The organism is Enterobacter sp. UPMP2061 (genome assembly GCF_053709615.1).
Window position 1 is genome coordinate 275,587 of the sequence record NZ_JBSKJP010000003.1, and the last position, 17,325, is coordinate 292,911.

11 protein-coding genes and 1 pseudogene are annotated in these 17,325 nt (G+C 48.3%); 4 read left to right on the top strand and 8 right to left on the bottom strand.

The genetic code is table 11. The annotated features are described in order from the left end of the window. Positions 1-29 precede the first annotated feature (29 nt). Positions 30-3,269 carry a tetratricopeptide repeat protein gene (locus tag ACWKXX_RS10085; RefSeq protein ID WP_225402501.1) on the top strand — a complete coding sequence of 1,080 codons (3,240 nt, stop codon included), beginning with the start codon at positions 30-32 and terminating at the stop codon, positions 3,267-3,269. 338 nt (positions 3,270-3,607) lie between these two features. Here the strand turns inward: ACWKXX_RS10085 and ACWKXX_RS10090 are convergent, their stop codons facing one another. Both ACWKXX_RS10090 and ACWKXX_RS10095 read right to left on the bottom strand, forming a co-directional pair. Further along, positions 3,608-7,108 carry a DEAD/DEAH box helicase gene (locus ACWKXX_RS10090; RefSeq protein ID WP_044864441.1) on the bottom strand — a complete coding sequence of 1,167 codons (3,501 nt, stop codon included), beginning with the start codon at positions 7,106-7,108 and terminating at the stop codon, positions 3,608-3,610. Next, the gene (locus ACWKXX_RS10095; protein WP_016237032.1) at positions 7,095-7,871 is read right to left on the bottom strand and encodes a HamA C-terminal domain-containing protein; all 777 of its coding nucleotides are present in this window, start codon (positions 7,869-7,871) and stop codon (positions 7,095-7,097) included. The genes ACWKXX_RS10090 and ACWKXX_RS10095 overlap by 14 nt, the downstream gene beginning before the upstream one ends. A gap of 227 nt (positions 7,872-8,098) precedes the next feature. Here ACWKXX_RS10095 and ACWKXX_RS10100 point away from each other — a divergent pair. Together ACWKXX_RS10100 and ACWKXX_RS10105 are read left to right on the top strand one after the other, a co-directional pair. Beyond that, a pseudogene (locus tag ACWKXX_RS10100) lies at positions 8,099-8,351 on the top strand (hypothetical protein); the annotation flags it as partial. Between the two features lie 204 nt (positions 8,352-8,555). After that, positions 8,556-9,155, top strand: a complete 600-nt coding sequence (locus tag ACWKXX_RS10105) for a hypothetical protein (RefSeq protein WP_016237034.1) — start codon at positions 8,556-8,558, stop codon at positions 9,153-9,155. 88 nt (positions 9,156-9,243) lie between these two features. On the opposite strand, the gene ACWKXX_RS10110 is transcribed toward ACWKXX_RS10105, so the two are convergent. Together ACWKXX_RS10110 and ACWKXX_RS10115 are read right to left on the bottom strand one after the other, a co-directional pair. Beyond that, complete coding sequence (locus ACWKXX_RS10110; RefSeq protein ID WP_032149706.1) at positions 9,244-9,540, bottom strand: helix-turn-helix domain-containing protein; 297 nt, start codon at positions 9,538-9,540, stop codon at positions 9,244-9,246. A gap of 307 nt (positions 9,541-9,847) precedes the next feature. After that, complete coding sequence (locus tag ACWKXX_RS10115) at positions 9,848-10,405, bottom strand: hypothetical protein (protein ID WP_050010340.1); 558 nt, start codon at positions 10,403-10,405, stop codon at positions 9,848-9,850. Positions 10,406-10,502: 97 nt separating this feature from the next. Here ACWKXX_RS10115 and ACWKXX_RS10120 point away from each other — a divergent pair, with 97 nt between their 5' ends. Then, the gene (locus ACWKXX_RS10120; protein ID WP_071598204.1) at positions 10,503-10,835 is read left to right on the top strand and encodes a helix-turn-helix domain-containing protein; all 333 of its coding nucleotides are present in this window, start codon (positions 10,503-10,505) and stop codon (positions 10,833-10,835) included. A gap of 173 nt (positions 10,836-11,008) precedes the next feature. Here ACWKXX_RS10120 and ACWKXX_RS10125 read toward each other — a convergent pair whose 3' ends face one another. From ACWKXX_RS10125 to ACWKXX_RS10140, 4 genes are read right to left on the bottom strand one after another with little or no spacing between them, the layout of a single operon-like run. Next, a complete protein-coding gene (locus tag ACWKXX_RS10125; RefSeq protein WP_001140767.1) occupies positions 11,009-11,512 on the bottom strand; it encodes a hypothetical protein in 504 nt (167 codons plus the stop codon). Continuing rightward, positions 11,505-14,042, bottom strand: a complete 2,538-nt coding sequence (locus ACWKXX_RS10130; protein ID WP_058671350.1) for a hypothetical protein — start codon at positions 14,040-14,042, stop codon at positions 11,505-11,507. Before ACWKXX_RS10130 ends, ACWKXX_RS10125 begins: the two co-directional genes overlap by 8 nt. After that, the gene (locus tag ACWKXX_RS10135) at positions 14,039-15,709 is read right to left on the bottom strand and encodes a hypothetical protein (RefSeq protein ID WP_058671349.1); all 1,671 of its coding nucleotides are present in this window, start codon (positions 15,707-15,709) and stop codon (positions 14,039-14,041) included. Before ACWKXX_RS10135 ends, ACWKXX_RS10130 begins: the two co-directional genes overlap by 4 nt. After that, positions 15,672-17,195, bottom strand: a complete 1,524-nt coding sequence (locus ACWKXX_RS10140) for a site-specific integrase (protein ID WP_000331940.1) — start codon at positions 17,193-17,195, stop codon at positions 15,672-15,674. Before ACWKXX_RS10140 ends, ACWKXX_RS10135 begins: the two co-directional genes overlap by 38 nt. Positions 17,196-17,325 lie beyond the last annotated feature (130 nt).

Consider the following 17,325-nt stretch of genomic DNA (forward strand, 5'->3'; position numbering starts at 1 on the left):
TGGCGGAACTCGTATTTAAGAGGCAATGAATGGCTGAAAGAGAACAAGTAAAAGGGGTATCGCCATCAAAATTCATGCGTGAACTGCGTCCTGAATTTTACTCGGATACCAGCGATCGCACAGCATATCAACTCGATGCCTCGGCACTTGAGTACCACCTCGATAGTATTACATCGCGTAACCAGACCCATGATTTCGAGATATTTTGTCGCAAGTTGTGCGAACGCACGATCTGCCCAAACTTGAAGCCTGCTACCGGTCCGGAGGGAGGAGGGGACAGCAAAGCTGATTCAGAAACTATTCCGATTGCCGACGAGATTGCTACTCTCACGTATATGGGGGACGCAAATGCTGCACAGGAGCGTTGGGCATTCGCTTTCAGTGCTAAGAGAAAGTGGGCGGAGAAAGTTCGCAATGACGTTGCAGGCATTGTGGCTACGCCGCGTGGCTATCAGAAAGTTTATTGTGTAACAGCGCAGTTCGCTCGGGCGAAGGATCGCGCCCGCGTCGAGGATGAACTTTCGAAACAGTACGGTGTGACCATCACTATTCTTGACCGGAGTTGGATTGTTGATCAGGTCGTCAGTAATGATCGTAAGGACCTAGCCTTTAATTACCTTGGTGTAGGGCAGGAGGTTGCAGGCTCAAGGCGTATGGGGCCCACAGATTACTCCCGCTCACAGCAACTTGAAGACATCGAGAAAACGCTCGGCAATCCGGAGGCATTTTCTGGGATGAAAATGCAACGAGTTACGGAATCTCTGGTGGCAGCTAAGTTGTCGCGTAATCTAGAGCTCCCACGAATCGAGACAGATGGTCGGTTTGCTCGTGCAATTCGACTCGCTGAACAAGATGGAACTTATCGCCAGAAGTTGGAAGCGCACTACGAGTCCATCTGGACCGCCTTTTGGTGGTTCGATGACATCGCGTATTTGAACGGAAGGTATGACGAGTTTGCGAATCTGGTGAGCGACACGGATCACGCCATAAACCTTGAGTTTCTTTGTAATCTAGTACAATTGCTATTCAACTCGGTCATTCATCAGCATTTGACGGTCGAAGAGGCTAGGCTTGAAGAGCGAGCATCTAGATTGACCGAGAGGTTAAAGGTAATTGCTGAGAATAAAGAACGTCCAAATAATGCCTTGGAGGCCCTGTCGTCGTTACTCGTCATAGAAGTCAATCAGGCGATACTTAAACAAGATACTGAAAAACTGAGTTCGCTATGGCCGCAGTTCTCGGATGTCGTCAAGCGTGCGAGAGGTCTCGGTGAGTTTTCTGCTGAGCGTTTGACTAAAATGATTGAGGTGTTCGGGCTCGTCGCCGGTAAGGACAGTAGTTATGTCCAACTGGTTGACGAGGTAGCAGCGTTTGTTTCTGAGCGTACCGGTGAGGCTCAGGGGGCGTTAGTGCTTCTCAAGCGAGCGCAACAACTCGATTTCGAAGATAACTTCGAAATCATTCGTTTGTTGGGCAAAGCCGCGCGTCAACTCACTAAAAAAGAATATGCCGATTCTCTGATCGAAGCACTGCAACTGCTCACGTTTGCTTATCGTAGTGCCGGATTGCTCTGGGCTGCGCGGGCTACATGCATTTTTGCAATGGCTTCGATGTTCATCGAAGCCGAGGAGGACAGTGACCTTTCGGCTTCGATCGTACCCATGGTTATGGCCCTCGCTTGGATTGCTGTCGAACTTCGGCATCTTCCAGACGCTCTCGAAGCTGTTCGGTTAGTTCGAGGTTGTACGGCGATGCTTCCGCTCGACGACTCATCAAAAGATCGTATCGCGAAGCGACTTACGGAGTTAGATCTTATTCTGGCGAGCCAAATCCTAAATTTCACAGCGGAAGAACTTCAACACGTTGTGCGATTACCTGACGTTCTTGGTGGACTCGGTCTGCAACAGAGTCGAAACTCGCTGATTTACGCGCTCGGCCATGAAGCCGAACTTCGTCGGGAGGGATCAATACCGCAAGAAGAGACGCCAGAGAAGGTGGCCGAGTTATTTACTTTGCTTGCTAGCCAACCGGTATCTAGCAACCAGCATGGTCCTGTCATCTTTAACGAGGCAGACTCGCAGTGCCTTGTCTCAAGAGTTCAGGGCATTCGTGTGGCAGTCTTTCACCCGTGCTCCGATGCCTTAGTTCTTGCCGCAGAAGCAGTAATAGGATCCGTTGAAGCATTTTTTGCAACCGCAATCGAAAGCGGCGCCGTAGCGCATACAGAGAACTTCACTATATCACTTCAAGATAGTTCTGAAGTGCTGGCACCTGACTACACGATCAATACTGATGAAATGACGGCGATAGTTCGCTGGCCGACTGGGTTCAAACCAGCTACATTTGCCCGGCAGGCCGACATCCAGAAAATGCTGATTGGATTGGCTGCTGAGATTTTTGCTGCCACTTGCTACGTGGAGGATATGCGAAAAACGATCGAACATCTCTTCAGCAGTGAGGCGGTGCTTGATCGCATTAGCATGGTCGTAATTGTCGGCAATAGTCGGCAACGCGTATTCAAAGAAGGGCTATCGAAGCTCAGTGATTGGACGCAGATGGCGATATCGGAGTTCACTCTTGAGTCGTCTCGTCCCGTAATCATCCGCCGCTTATTAAACACGGTTGAGGATCAGGAAAGATGCTCGACGGTAGGAAAACGAAGTTCCCCGCCCCTAACAAGTGATCATCGCGATCTGGGTGTTCGCTCAGTTATAGATGTTCATCTTTGGGATCAAGCTGGTTGGAATGGAACTGCTTTTACTCATTGGGGGCCCTCGTATCCTCCAGCGATTGCGCTCATGTTTAAGCACGAGGATGCCGCGAGGAAGATTTTTTCACGTTGGCGTCAACGTCTAGGAACGGTCGATAAGCAGGACGAAATTTACCTGGCGATTCTGCGTGGAATATCCGTTGACGAACCGGCGCATTATCGTGTTCTTATCACTTCTAGGCTTTCTAATGATGAGGGCGAAACGTCAGGCAAGACCTTCATGATGGCATCACGTATGCAAACCATGCATGCAGAAACCGATGTCAACCTGATCCGCTTTCTTAATATTTACAGGCAGTCACGCGCGTATTTGCTTCTTCCTGCGATATTTAATGGACGGGCTGAGCCGAAGTTTATTCCAGAGCTAGCAATCCTAAAGCGGGAGCTTAGTGTAAAGAACGCTATCGAGGTGAACGAGCATGACGTTGAGGTGATGGCTCTTGGGGCAGAAGAGTATCGCCGTCGGTTCGGAACGTCTGGGCCTGGCAACAGAAGTTAGGTACTGATATCTGGTACTGCAATGAGCCCATTGATGGAATAAGTCCTGCTACGGACTAGGATGTCAACTCAGTGAAGCTCTTCTTCCGCGAAATCGCGTTGCGCGATTTCGCGGAAGGAGATATCGAAGTGCTCTTTCCAAACGAGGTGCCAAGAAACTTCCGGCTAACTCCAGGGATTACAGTCGTCCGCCTTATGCCACCCATGGGGCGCATTCTCGACAAGCATAACGGCGGTTAGCATGTCGCCACAGTCATGGCAGTTGATTCACTCTCCCTTCGCGACAGGTGCGCGCTTCTGTTCGTCGATCCAGGCATACAGCATCTTGACCGTTCCCTTTTAGACGTCGGCAGTCGGCCAACGCAACTTTCCGCGGCCGACGCGTAGAGCATCCACGAGCCGGGTTTTGCCCGGCAACTGTCCCGAGAATAGACTGGGCTTGGGATCAACCGCTGGCTTCTTGAAGACGGCGATCCGCTGGTAGTCGGGGGTTGTCAGCCAAGTCCGCGCGTCCCCTTCGTCGGTGAGGATTCGATAGAGGCCAGCGGGCGGGGAGGACTCGGTATCGAGTAGGCGCTTATAGCGTTCGACGGACCATTTCTGGATGCCTCCGCTGAGAGCTTCGGTTCGGAAGCGGGCCCATAACGCGGAGGTGTCGGGTGTTGGCCAGTCGCCTGCGTCGGTTTTGGCCGTAATCTCGTCGGATTCAAGCCAGGCCCGCATTTCTGCGGGCGTGACGAAGATTGGTTCAGCATCTTCGATGGCCGCCATTGCCGCGCGCCGTGACGGCAGGCCTGCGCGGATCAGCATCGCCATCATGAACTGTGGGACACCGGTTTCGACCGCAGCCGCAGCGGCGCCCGCCACCGTATCCGGCGACCAGCCGAAGGACATGCGCCGGGTGCGGACGGCTTCTAGCGCCCAGACTAGCCGATAGGTGAAGGCATCTTCGACCGCCCGCATGTTCTGCGGGCCGATCTTGGAGACTTCTTCCCCGGACACCCAACTACGTAGGATAGCTTTCCAGTTCGGCGGCAGCGCGTTCGCCTTGTCAGGGATGAAAGGCCGCATGAACAGCAGGCGTTCGCCGAGTCCGCCGAGAGCATCGGCGAGTTCGTTGATGTCGCCGCTCAACGCTGCACTGTCTGCCCTGTCGATGAGTTCGGCCAACTCGTCCGCCATAGCGTCGATGAGGAGGCCAGCTTCGAGCCCTACTCCCATCGCGAAATGCCCGCGTCGCGTAGGGGGGGTGGTAGCTTTCCAGATGAGAGCAGCGCGTGCTTCGAATACCTTCCGGTGCAGGGAAGCGACATCCTCGTCCTCCCGAGCAATTTGGCGAGCCCAGAGTGACCCCCTGAGCGCCTCGTCTAGAAGTTTAGGTAGATCGGCGCGATCAGCGTCTAGGGCTTCGATCAAACCGAATACGGTGGCGTCGAGGCGTTCGACGAGCTGAGACAGGGGCTCCTCGTCGATGGTTTCCTCCTCGTCATCCGTCTCGTCTTCATCGTCGGTGGAAGCGTCGTATTCCACTGCGGCTGCCAGTCGTTCTGCTACCACTGCTTCTTCTTCAGGTGACCTCCAAGCCTCGCGGGCGTTGGCGAGATATTCCCAGGCGTCATCTATATCCAAGACGCCCTCGCGTGATAGACGCTCAAGGATTTCGGCAACGATCTGAATAAGGCCGCTTTTAAGCGTCCTGGCCTTGGCAGAGGCGACCAGTTCCCTCCATTCTTTCTTTCGCCATTTGATTTTGTCGAACATGACATGGACGATCAGCCCCTCGACATCGACGAATGCACGTCCGGCGCGGCCGGCCACGTTCGCGAACTCCTCTCCTTTGATCTTCTCTGAGGCGCGATATAGCGCGGGCACAAGCAGCACGGCAGCGTTGAGATTGAGGCCCTGCGAGAGCGTCGGCGAAGCGACAATGACCTTTAGCGCTCCTTCGGATAGAAGCAGTTCCAGTTCGCGTAGGAACGGGCTCGGCAGTCGGCCGTGATGAATGGCAACGCCCACCTTCAGGCTGGCCACGGCTGGGTGATCCTCGCCCAACCATTCCTTGCCGACTTCTAGGGCGCGGGCGATTGGAGTCTCGTCTTCCAGCAACGAGTCCAGATAGCCGCGCTTGCAGAGGTCCACGACTTGTTTGCCGTAGCTCTCGACCCAGTTTGCTTGGGTAGAGAAGATCAAGGTGCGCTTGCCCTGGCTCGCGAACTCCCATGCCGCGAACAGAGCGAGGTGCGAGTTCTTGCGTGGATAGGGCTTCTTCTCCTTCCCGAGCGCTGGTTTTTCCGCGACGAATTTGTCAAGGAAGGGGCCATCGTCGTCTAGATCGAGCCGTAGCAACGCGTCCTTACCTCGCCAGGTAAGCGCGCCGAATCTCTGGCGCGTTGGGCGCCAGTCGGAACGCACAGGCTCCCCGGGTTCGTCGGAACGAATCCATGCGGTAAGGTCGTCGAGTTCGTCGCCGCTTGGCAGGATCGCGGAAAGGCAAACTATTCGGCGCTCTGCCGCATCCGTGCGCCGAAGTAGACGCTGCACGAGCGTCTCATAGCGGATTTCGCGCTCACTAGGACCGATCATGTGGCCTTCGTCGAGGACGATCAGGCCGACATCGTCAATCAACGTCTGGTCGCTTCTCAGCGCGAAGTCGAGTTTTTCGGGCGTCGCAATGATGATCTCCCGTGTGCGGAGGGCGTCTTCATCACCGGCCGAAAGGCCGCTGGCGCCGTAGAGAGAAGAGACACCAAACCCTAGGGGCGCGAAGGTCTTCCTGAAAGTTCGTTCGGTCTGGGCCGAAAGAGCGCGCAGCGGTGTGACGATTAGCACCCGGCGTGCGGAGGATAGGGTCATTAACGCGGCAATCTCTGCCACCCGTGTTTTGCCCGCGCTGGTCGGCAGGGCGACGACCAGATCGTCCGTGACGTCTGTGGAGCGCTGGGCGGCTTCGCGCTGCGATGGCCATAGCTCCACTTCTGAGGTCTTGCGGGCGTAAAGGGAAGATATAAACAACCGCCGCAGGTCGGGATATCTTTCCTCCGCACCCTCGGGTGGCTCAGTCGGCAAATTCTGGTGTAGTGAGTGTTGCCACAAGTCGTCGATCAGGTGACGGCAGAGGTTCGAGATCCACCACAGCGGGACGTTCTCAGCGTTGTCGGCAAGCCCGACAGCGGTGGTAAGGAGCCCTCGCGCGGCTTCGAACGACTCAACCTCGCCCGTCTCAAGCGCGAAGTCGAAAAATGCCAGGGCACGGCAGATCGTCGTATTGAGAATTGTCGACAGTACTTCGTCGACGTCAGCATCTCCGCCCTGCAGGGCCGCCGCGATCTGCTCATCGCCGTGAGCCCCATAATTCAACCAGTCGCGAACGAAGCCGCGAAGTTGATCGAGATCGCGCAGTATCAGGTGTCGGATCGCTATTTCCCCGGGTGAGACGTTAAGGTCTTCCTCTATCTCGTTGAAGATTGAAAAGGCGACGGCCGAGAAGCCGGCTAGATGGTAGGCTGCAGCAGCAATGGTGCGGCGGAATCCGCGATCAGGCGACTCTGGATCACCATTACGCACGAGGGCTTCGAAGGCGTTGGCTGCGCGCTCAAAGGCCTTGCCAGTGAGTTCCGAAGCACCAGCCTGAGCCCGCAGTGCCATTGCGCCTCGAAGCAGGGCAAAACCGTGCTCGGCAAGATCTGTTTCGATGGTTGCGCCAAGCGGCGGAGCGTTTTGCGGCAATACGCCATTCTTGCGCATCAACGACCAAGCTGCACCGCGATAGAGGAGGCGCCCGAGAATACCGTCAACTGTAGCGGCCGTCAGGAAGGTGCTTAATTCTTCAGTCGTCTCCAAGATCTTCCGCCTCTAGGTACATTGCCGCAATGAAATCCTGATGGTCTTCGACGTGAATGTTCACGACGTAATGGTCCCTGTTGACTCCAGCGGCTTCAAGGTTCTCTTTCAGGGAAGCGTGAGGGCCGTTACCCGACACGGTGAAGAGCATGTGGTCGATGCGATCGGCTGGCATAGACTTAAGACCCACTTCGTCACGAAGGTCGCGACCCAGTGCGTTATCGCCAGCGTCGTTGCTCTCCAGCAGGCGATTGGCGACGAACAGCAGCGAGTCAGGCGTGCAGCGGCCATTGTCGCGGTCGAGGACCTTGCGGGCGGCGGTGACCGTGGTTTTGCCAAGCTTCTGGTTACTTTTAGCTTCACCTTTTAGCAGCCAGAGCTTATTGCCTTGGTAGCCCGCGCCGATGATGTCATCGCCGCGCATGGCCATGTTACGGCCGTCCTTGTAACGGAGCCGGCGCACGGGTACCCGCAGACCGATTTCTTCCTCAACTAGTTCAGTCGCAAGGATTTCGCCGAGGTCGCCAGAGCGGCCCTTCGGGGTATTAGGCATTGCCTCGCGGAGGATCTTGGCAGCAACCTTGTATCCTAGTCGCCCTACGTCATCGGCGATGCGTTCAAGTCGTTCGTAGTGCGAGCGAATGGTCTCAGCAAGGTCCTCGCGGATATCATCGCGGCCGCCGTCCTTCTCGACATACGTCCAGTAATACTTGCGTTCATCATTTTCTTTAATGGATTCACACCACTTCTCATATAGCCCCACGGCGTTTCTCCCTATCAATCAGTTCTGATCACGTCAAGATTTTCCCGATTCGAAATCGGCCTATTGAAAGAATCCATCCTCAGCGCTTTCCCACGTATCTTGCAAAATGGCGTCAATCTCTTCCCGCTCAGTTTCAGTCGCGCCAATCAATGGGAAGCAGCTCATATTTCTTTCAATCACCAACAGGCAAAGATTCCTGATAATGTACCCATAGGAGGGGAGACGCAATGTCAGAGATGAATCCACACGATGCCGCGCAGACTTTGCCCCAGGATCGGGAAACGCTGTACCACTTGGTCTGGTGCGAGCCCGCGGAATGTATAGCTGTGTTGTATGACATCAGTACTGAGTTACTGGCAAAACGATGCAGCGAAATGCGGATACCCAGGCCGCTTGCCGGTTACTGTAAGGCACTTGCGAAAGGTACTGCGCCTGCAATTCCCGCTCTGCCCGATCTGAAAAAGGGTAAGACGGTAAAGGTATGTGAGAATGATAATCCATCAATGCACTCTCCTGCCGTTAAGGCATCAAAATCAGCAACTTCATTAGCCCTAAAGCAAGCCCCTGTTACAGGCAGAAACTGCTGTTCAGCAGCGTCTTACTGCCGCCCAGACCCGAGCGGTTACCGCTACCGGGCAGGTACTGGTGATTGGAAACAGCTACGACACTCGCGGGCGCCAGCAGATGGCCAGCCAGACCCCGGGTGCGACGACCGTCGAAGCTGTCGATTTGGTTGACCTTACCGACTTTGGTGCAGGGTTTAACCTGGAGGCTGCGGATGCGTTGACGCGCCTGGTAAAGTTTGCCGCAGGCGTCATGACCCAGGTTGGCCCCGCAGCATTGCTGCCCCGGCTGGAAACGCTACGAAGAGGAAGAGCCCGCAATCCGCCGACGGTCGCAGAAGCAGCGTTAGTGGCATTTGCAGAGAGACCAGGTTTTACGCTGGCCGCAGAGGCGCTGCGCCTTCTGACTCGTCAGGACAATGCGCGAGTCTATCGGCCAGAGGTTTTGCGCTGTTGTTTGCGCGCCCTTCAGTCGGCTGCTGCCGGAGGCTGCACTTTTGCAGACGCCACGATAAACGAGCGCGAACGCAATCGCCACGAGAGTCGACCGTTGCCCCGGCGTGTAATCGGCAGCACATTGTTGCTAAAGGGACTTGAAGGGGAGGTGGCAGTCATCACATCCCCGGAAGAGATGGATGCACAACACCTCTATGTCGCTATGACGCGGGGAGCTTCGCGGCTGGTTGTGTGCTCGCTAACTCCCATATTGGCGGCCCGCTAACTCCGATGCAAAGCGCCCTTGCTCGCAAATCGCACCTTCCTTAGGGCCAGTGCCTGACGTACAGTCCTATCAAATAGCCTGGCTTCTATCACCATTCTTCACGCCTTGCCGGTGAATCAAACTCCTTTTCAACCAAATTTGAAGCCTTTGTATAAGTTGAAATAGGTCCAGAACTAAGCGAAATCTCCACTCCTAAAATATTTAACACGTTGTATAGACGCTGAAAACTTGCTTTTGAAGGGTTTGCCTCAAGTCGAGCATAAGTCTGCTGAGTGACACCCAACCTGGCGGATAGTTCTCTTTGAGTTAATCCTTTTGATTTACGAAAGCCAATTAAAAGTGGCCGTAACTGGCTAAGAAGTCTGACCGGGAAAACATTATCCATAAGTAGGTGACCATGTCGATTATTTAAAATAAGTTCACTTTGCGTAAAAATAACAGACTTCAGGGTGTTTTTTTACTTTACAGCTTTTAAGGTGTAAGGATGAACTCGTTGTTTAATTTGTTGCATTAAAGTGTTAAAGGTTGCATCTGGGACTGACTAAGATTATATTTTTCAGGACTAGCATATAGTGGTACGCGCTGCTAACACTCATATTAGTGAGGCTTATCAGTGCATGAAGGGAGAGGGCAGGGTAGGCTTTGCCCTCTCTTTTTCATGACTGTATTAAACTTCAAATCCTTTTTAAAACTCATTGCCTTATTGCGATATTTTTATTAACAATCCCAATTAGTGTGTTTATTTTTTCATTTATCTTAATATGTCTTTTATCTTGCTCAAGAGAAAGTTTCCTGAATTCATTTTCCCTGCTCGGCACGGCAATTATCAATTCTTCATAAATTTCTTTTGCTCCTGAAACTTTTTCCAATTCACTGCTGTATTTTTCAATGAGATATCTTATTTGAATGTTTACATCACTGTGTTCATGGCTGGTAGCACTTGAAAATTGAAGTGAGATTTTTTGGCTTACCTCAATTAATTGCACATTTTCTTTTGCTATATTGAATTCTGATGTGATTGAGTATAAATATTGATACACGCCTGATTTTCTTACTTTATTTAATAATCCTTTTTTAACTAGATATTGAATTTGGTTATAAGAAAAAGCTTTTGCCTTTCGATAAGTTTTCGGGAGTGAGAATCGCTCGACAAGAATTTTTGCTACATCATTACTGGTGAAGTTATCCTTGCAAATGTAGATTATTGCAGAAAATATGTACGACTCAGGGTTGGATACTCGACTATTCATATGGCTAAAACAATGCAGTTAACTTAGGATTGCTAAGTATACAACAATGGCAGATACTTAGACAATCTAAGCATTCGAGACCAATGAAGATGAATCAGTGTCTGAAAAAAATCCGATACCAGAACGACTTAAGGAAGCGAGATGCAGGGCGGGTTTATCACAGCGCTCACTGGGCCTCCTTGTTGGGTTTGATCCCGCTTCGGCTAGCAGTCGTATGAATCATTATGAGAAAGGGCGGCATGTCCCCGATATTGATACGCTTCGACGGATGGCGTCAGAGTTAAACGTGCCGTTAAACTACTTTTTTTGTGATGATCAGACCACAGCAGAACTTGCATTACTCATATCCCGGATGACAGAGGAAGAGCGAAGTAATCTTATCGAAGCACTCAAAACGTCTTCAGGTGTAAAACATGGTGGTAACAACTGATGTTCTACAAAAGGCTATTGATCTTTTAGAAGGTAATAAAGTGCAGCATTAAACTGGTGTAAAGAGCCAAATCGCCATTAGAATGGAAGACTCCCTTCGACATAAAGGACATAGAAGAGGGAGTATTGATAATTAGCGCGCTAATTTTACGAATAGATTAGGGCGTTTACTCATTAGCTCATTCTTGAATTTCTTTTGCGCTCAGCAAGTTCTCGAATGAGATCGTCTGCAAGCATGTCCTCAACTTTGATAGGAGTTGCGTTGTCGATATACTCAATGATGTCGGCGAGCGCCAGTACATTTCGTTCATATTTAGCTTTCAATGCTATAATTTCAGCATCAAGACGATTTGCCTTACTTATATAAGCAGCGCCGGTTCGCCCCATAGCCAATTTAGCCTTTTCATCTGTTGTCAACTCTCGTTTACCATCTTCATAGTTGTTATGCTGGCGAAGCCTGTAATTATTGATGATAATTTTTCGAGAGGTGAGGGTACTAATGCCACCTTTAACTATTCCTTTGGCTTTAAGACGGGCATGTAACGTGGATGGCTGAATTGGGGATTTTTCCAGTCCCTCTTGCACCATGGCTTGTAGCTCGGCTTTGATGTAAGCATCAAGTTCCTTACCCTGAATGACTTTATCGTCTGCATTGCGACTGCGTGGGGTCTTAGCCATTATTATTTCTCTCTATACGTTTCTGTTCAATAAAGAAAAGATCAGCTAGGGTTGTTGGGGTTTTGCCAATTAGCATTTGTTTATTAATTCGCTCAATAACTTTATATAATGGGTTGTTCAGATCATCAGAAAACAGGGAAACCAGTTTTTTCTCGCCTTGAACCTTTATAGCATCAGCTTCAAGAGCCTCGAGCACGATGAGAGCTTCTTCCTGTTCTTTTAAAGCCAGCATGAAGCCTGGATTCACTATAGTCAACTTACGGAGTTGAATGATTTCTTTTCGCTTGTTTGATAAACGTCGTGATGCTTCTTCCGCTTCGCCAAGACGACCTGTAAGAGTGAAGTAGCCACAAGGTAGACCAGACTGACACTTAAGCGCATGAGGACAACCCCAGCGAGCTACATCTCTCGTACAGGCTCCAAATCCAAGAGGATGCAGTTTTGCATGGCGTTGAAGCAGTGATTTCGCCTTATCAGCCAAATTTTGTTGTACTAACTTGTCATGTGCACGTTTTAGTTCAGGCAGAAACTTATCGGACATTGTGCCAGTTATATAGTCCACAACCTCAGCAGTTGTTTCACCAAAAGTCTGCATGTTCTGCTTCAGATTATGCTCGGTATTGAGCTCAGGATTTATCATTAGTGAGGTTGTTAATTTAACGTTTCCAACACCTGTGTTTTTTACCGTCTTGGAAGACCGTGATAGAGCTGCCATTCTGCGGCTAACCTCAGTTCTGGGGGAGGGTAGGTTGACCGGAATGCAGGGCTTCTGCTGCGTAGTAAAGAGTGATAGCTGGAAACTCTTCGTGAGAGCTTGATTGTTCTCATCATAAGCCTTTTCCAGCATATTGATTGCTAGAGAAGCGGTCTGATAGGACTGTGATTCGGCCTGATGCTGATAGTGTTTATTCTGGGTGATATCAACACGCCCCATTAGGATGGCCTGAATATGATCCGTCACTCCAGCGATTGCCAAGAATGTATTTATGTTATGTCTCGGTACATGCTTTTTGATAATGACACGGGACCCATCATCTTCAAAAAGATTAAAGTGATCAAAGATAGATTTTCGGTTTTGTGTTCCGCCTAACCAAGCTTCTATTGAGTTTTCATCAAGTGGAAAAATATGTTGCAATGAAACAAAATCTTTACCAATTCCAAATGCACCTTCCGGCATGATGAACATCAGGTCTTCATAATTGAAGTGTTCCCAGTCACCATTGTTTTTGGCTGAAATTATGCACTGGTGCCCAGGCTCAAAGTTTTTTGCTTGAGCGTAACGCTGATAGACATAATCATTCAACTGTTCTTTAGTGAAGTACCAGCTGTTCTTCTGTTTATGAACGGGTATTACCTTAGGTTTATGTCCGCTAAAGTTCGCAATGGAATTCCGAATACTCTTTCCAAGATCATTCCTGGAGCCACCAGAACCACTAAACATGATGTCTTCAAGATAATTTTGCTCAATCCATTCATCAGGAAAATCAGCGATCTTACCTGGGAGCATATTAGTGAAATTAGAATCTCTGAAGCCCTGAATCGTTTTACGGAACCCAGAGGTCAATTCTCGAACAGATTTATAAATCATCTCAACGACAGAATAAGTGCTTGGCGCCAGCCAATGGATCCGCCATCCAGCCTTTTTTGCACCAAGATACTCAATACCCAACCTGTAAGTAGGCCAGTCTTGATCTATTGCGTGCTGACGTTTATCTTTATCCGTAATTTCTCGCTTAACCAAAGAAGTCATTTTCAGCAACATTATTTCCTGGAAACGGAAACCGCAAATAATTGTGAGTAACAACATATTGTAAAAGATACGCTGATAACTATTCTCAGCTAAAGCGATCAACTCAATAACACACATAAATGCACGGATTGATATGAGTCTTTCATCATCAGTTTGATCAGGGGTGGCTTCTTGCGCTTTCTTCCTTTCTTTAGTGCTGTTAGAACCATTTCGATAAGGATACTTATTTTTGACTTCAATATTAACTAAGAAAAGATCATATTGACGTAGTAAAGCAATGGCCTTTACTGCAATATCGCAATAGTCACTGACATTATCAGGACTGTCAGAATTCTCATGATGCCGCTCCATCGCTGCATGAATAATATCGGAAGTCAGATACATTGGATGCGTTTGACCTGTTTTATTTACCATTTCCCAATACCAGCGCTTCATGACCTGTAATGGTTTGTCTAGTGTAGAACCTGATGGTAATCCGCCAATGATACACACCAGATGCATGTGATAAGCTCGCATAAAATCCTGAAATTCCGAAGAAATATTCATTTGTGAGAGCCCCTTAATACGACTAGAAACTTCGTCCCACTTAAAGCCGCGATCTTTTGTTTCTTTAAGCCATGCAACACCTTTCTCACCAAAACGCCAGGAACCGGCATTCCACTCCAGTTGTCCAACAGCATTGTAGGCAACAAGACGCTCTTCAAATTTTGCTTTATATTTCTCTATATAAATAAGAAGATTATCCGCCTGTTTATTACGTATTGTTATTTGTGTAGTCATCGATTAAATAGTCCTCCGGCCTTTGCCATTTCAATGCGAGCCATAACCTGATTTACATGCTCTTTCCGCCGCACTAATTCCTTGAGAAGTGGATGATTTAAAATGCCAGCATCATCGGCAACATCACGAACATTTTGGATTTCATCATTCAGCGAAAGAAATACTTTTTTGTGGTTTCCATCTATAAATGGTTTGAAATACAGGCAACCGTAACATCCACGACCCTGTGCAAAGGGGCAAATGTCTTCTTCATAATTACATCCACCGAGATGGTAATGAAGTTGCCCACCAATTGACCCTGCAACATTGCGACCTTCCCATTCGCTGCTGTGAACTAAATTCCCAGTCAACATGAGTGCCATCATGTTCTTAAACACAGGGTTGCGACCCAAAGCTGCCTCACGAATATCAGCCAGCTCAGGGGTGGCTGCAATGTATCGATCTGCAACAACATAAGAGGATTGTCCCAATATATAAGCTATCTCAGGAGCACTGGCACCACTCATTGCCATTGAGTGACCAACGTTGTGACGAAAGAGGCTTGCGGTATATACAGGTAGTTGATAATCATCGTTTTTTACTGCCTCCTGAATCTCTTGTGGTGAAAATCTGAAAAGCATTTTCTTTAATGACGCTTCCACCATCTTCATTGAAGATACTATGATGGAAAACATCGGGTCGGTATCACCAATTCCAACTAGGTACTTATACAGTAAGATTAACTTTCCAAGTTCTTCCGGAATTGCAACTCGAACTCGATCGATAGTTAGTTTTGACTTTTTGGCATATGGCACAAGTACTGAATAACGCATCCCGTACTTATTCTCGGTATCAACGATAAAATCGCCTCCGGAAAGTTTACCGATCTGTACAGGTCTGGCCCCAATGTAATAAACTATGCCAATAATAATGCAGTCCCGTAATGTATCAATTTTAATGGTTTTCCTTACAGTTTCCAGATGAATGTTTTTATTTTCTTCAACATCAATTTTTGGACATAGCTTAGATGCCCAACGTTGAATGCCATTTTCTATCATTAGGCATACTTCTTCTGGTATAACGAGGTCTAGGTTTTGGTAGCGAGCCCAGTTATTGTTCCTAGGGCGTGGCACTTCCAGCAATAGATCTTCCAGCTCATCACTGTCATCCTTACTTTCGAAGAATCCATTACGATCAAGTTTTCGTAATGCATAGAGGGTGTAATAGAACTGACTGCTGTCTGAGTGATTTCGCTCAGTCTTCGCAACTAGCATTTGCATTTTTTCAATAAGGCTTTCGCGAGTGATAACCTCAATTTGTTTGAAAGTTTTTGCGACAAACTGAGCAAATTTATCAGCAACACTTGCCGAGTTCTCATTAATGTACGCGATCGTTAAGTATTTCAAGAGCTTGAGTGAAACTGGTGATAAATCACAAAAGTATTTACCAGTAGAGAATAATATAGCCAAATTATTACCTGAGAATCTGTAACGCCAATCATCATGTAGATATAAATATCGGTCATCAAATTCTGTTGCACTTATTAAAAACAATCGTTTAGGGAGCTGAATATTTTCAATCCATTCAAGCTGTTCTTTTGTAAAGTGAAGGGGATGGGTTTTAAAAAAACCACCCCCGGTGATACCGCTCTCAGTTGAATAGATCTTTGAATGTGAAGTCTTCGTCATAAACATTATCTTCTAGCAAGTTGGAGGTTTTTCTTTGCGAAATGTTTGTTTCTGGGGAAGCTAAATGCATATCTGAATGTTTCGTACGCTTATAGTTGCTCTGGTTACTCACCACTTCAATAAACCGCTTGGCATATCTTAATGGAACTTTACTGGTCAGTGACCAGCCGCCTAAAGCACGAAGTTGTTCAATAGCTGGTTCAAGTACTCCATTCATCCTTGCTCGAATACCATAGTCTTGCGCCAGTATTAGTGATTCACTCAGGAGACTATTGTAAATAAACTCAAGAGTGATATTAGCCCAAGTATGCCGCCCAACGTGTGGTGTTATATTAACCATATTATTAATATTTTTATTACTTTTCGTACGATAATGAGGGAATAGGGCAATGAATGCCGGATCAATTTTTTCCTTATAAAATGTTCGAATTGCATCGTAAGTTAATGGAGTTAACCTACCTGAGCCTTTAATAAAAACAAACTCATGGTCAACAATTTTTTTCTCTTCAAATAATGGGGACCGATATTGCTCCATATAAATGGTAAACATAATGAAGTCATCTTCGGTTAGTTCGATTTGTCGCTGTGAATGCTCAGTCTTGAGTGAAGGTTGTTGTTTCCTTGGGTCAACTACATCATCTGGTAGATTTTGTACAATCAGGATGAAACGAATGTTACCTCGTGAGTCTGGAAGGGTTGGCCCCACGCAATCCTTCATCAACAATTGAACTTCACCAACACGTAAGCCATAGTTAAACATTAACCGGTGAATAAGGTAGTTACGGTATTGTTGAAATCCTGAATCGAATGGGTTTTGGGGATTAACCACGGCCGTGAATAGTTCGCCGGTCTCGATATCTGAAAATTCAGGAGTGGAGGGGATTAACATGTTCGTTAGTTCGATACTTTGCTGGCTGGTGATACTTTTGTATCGGTGAGCTGGTTCGTTCCTGGATACTTCAACTCTATTGAAGACCTTAATTCTGGCAGCGAGATCTCTATGGTTCGCCTGGTTAATCTGGTGAGCTTCAGTAGGTGACATATCTTGGTATGCCAGATTCATATATCTATAGTTGAGATACTTAAGGAATCGGCCAACGTTTCTGACGTGGTTACCATAGGTGGACTTGTTGGTTCTGGAGAGTGCCGAATGTAAAAACCCGTTAGAGATTATGTCGGTCTCGTCACTCAGGTGCTGCTTCCCGAGCAGATAAGTAAAGAAGCCATCAAGCTCCCTGATAAAACAGGAGATATTGTAGCCAGACCGATAGAAATCGTAGTCAAATGTTTGTTTATGCTTCTTATAGTAATAGACGTAAAAGAAACGCAGCGAACACAAAATGTTTTCTTGAGTCCCTAGGCTTTTCTTGCTCAGTTCATTCATTCCATAAATTGTGGCGAACATGACCGGTAGGGTAGTCACATCATCAACTATGAGATGAGTTCTCTGGTTGTTCCTCGATAAATGTAAGATGGTATATGCCATGAACTTAGCGGATGCCCCGTAATTTTTGTGTTATGAAGTCATCGTAAGTCCACAACTAAACTTTGGCAACTGACTGATTCATCGGTAAGTTCCTGAAAGAGAGGGACTCATGAACTTAAGAGCAAACCCA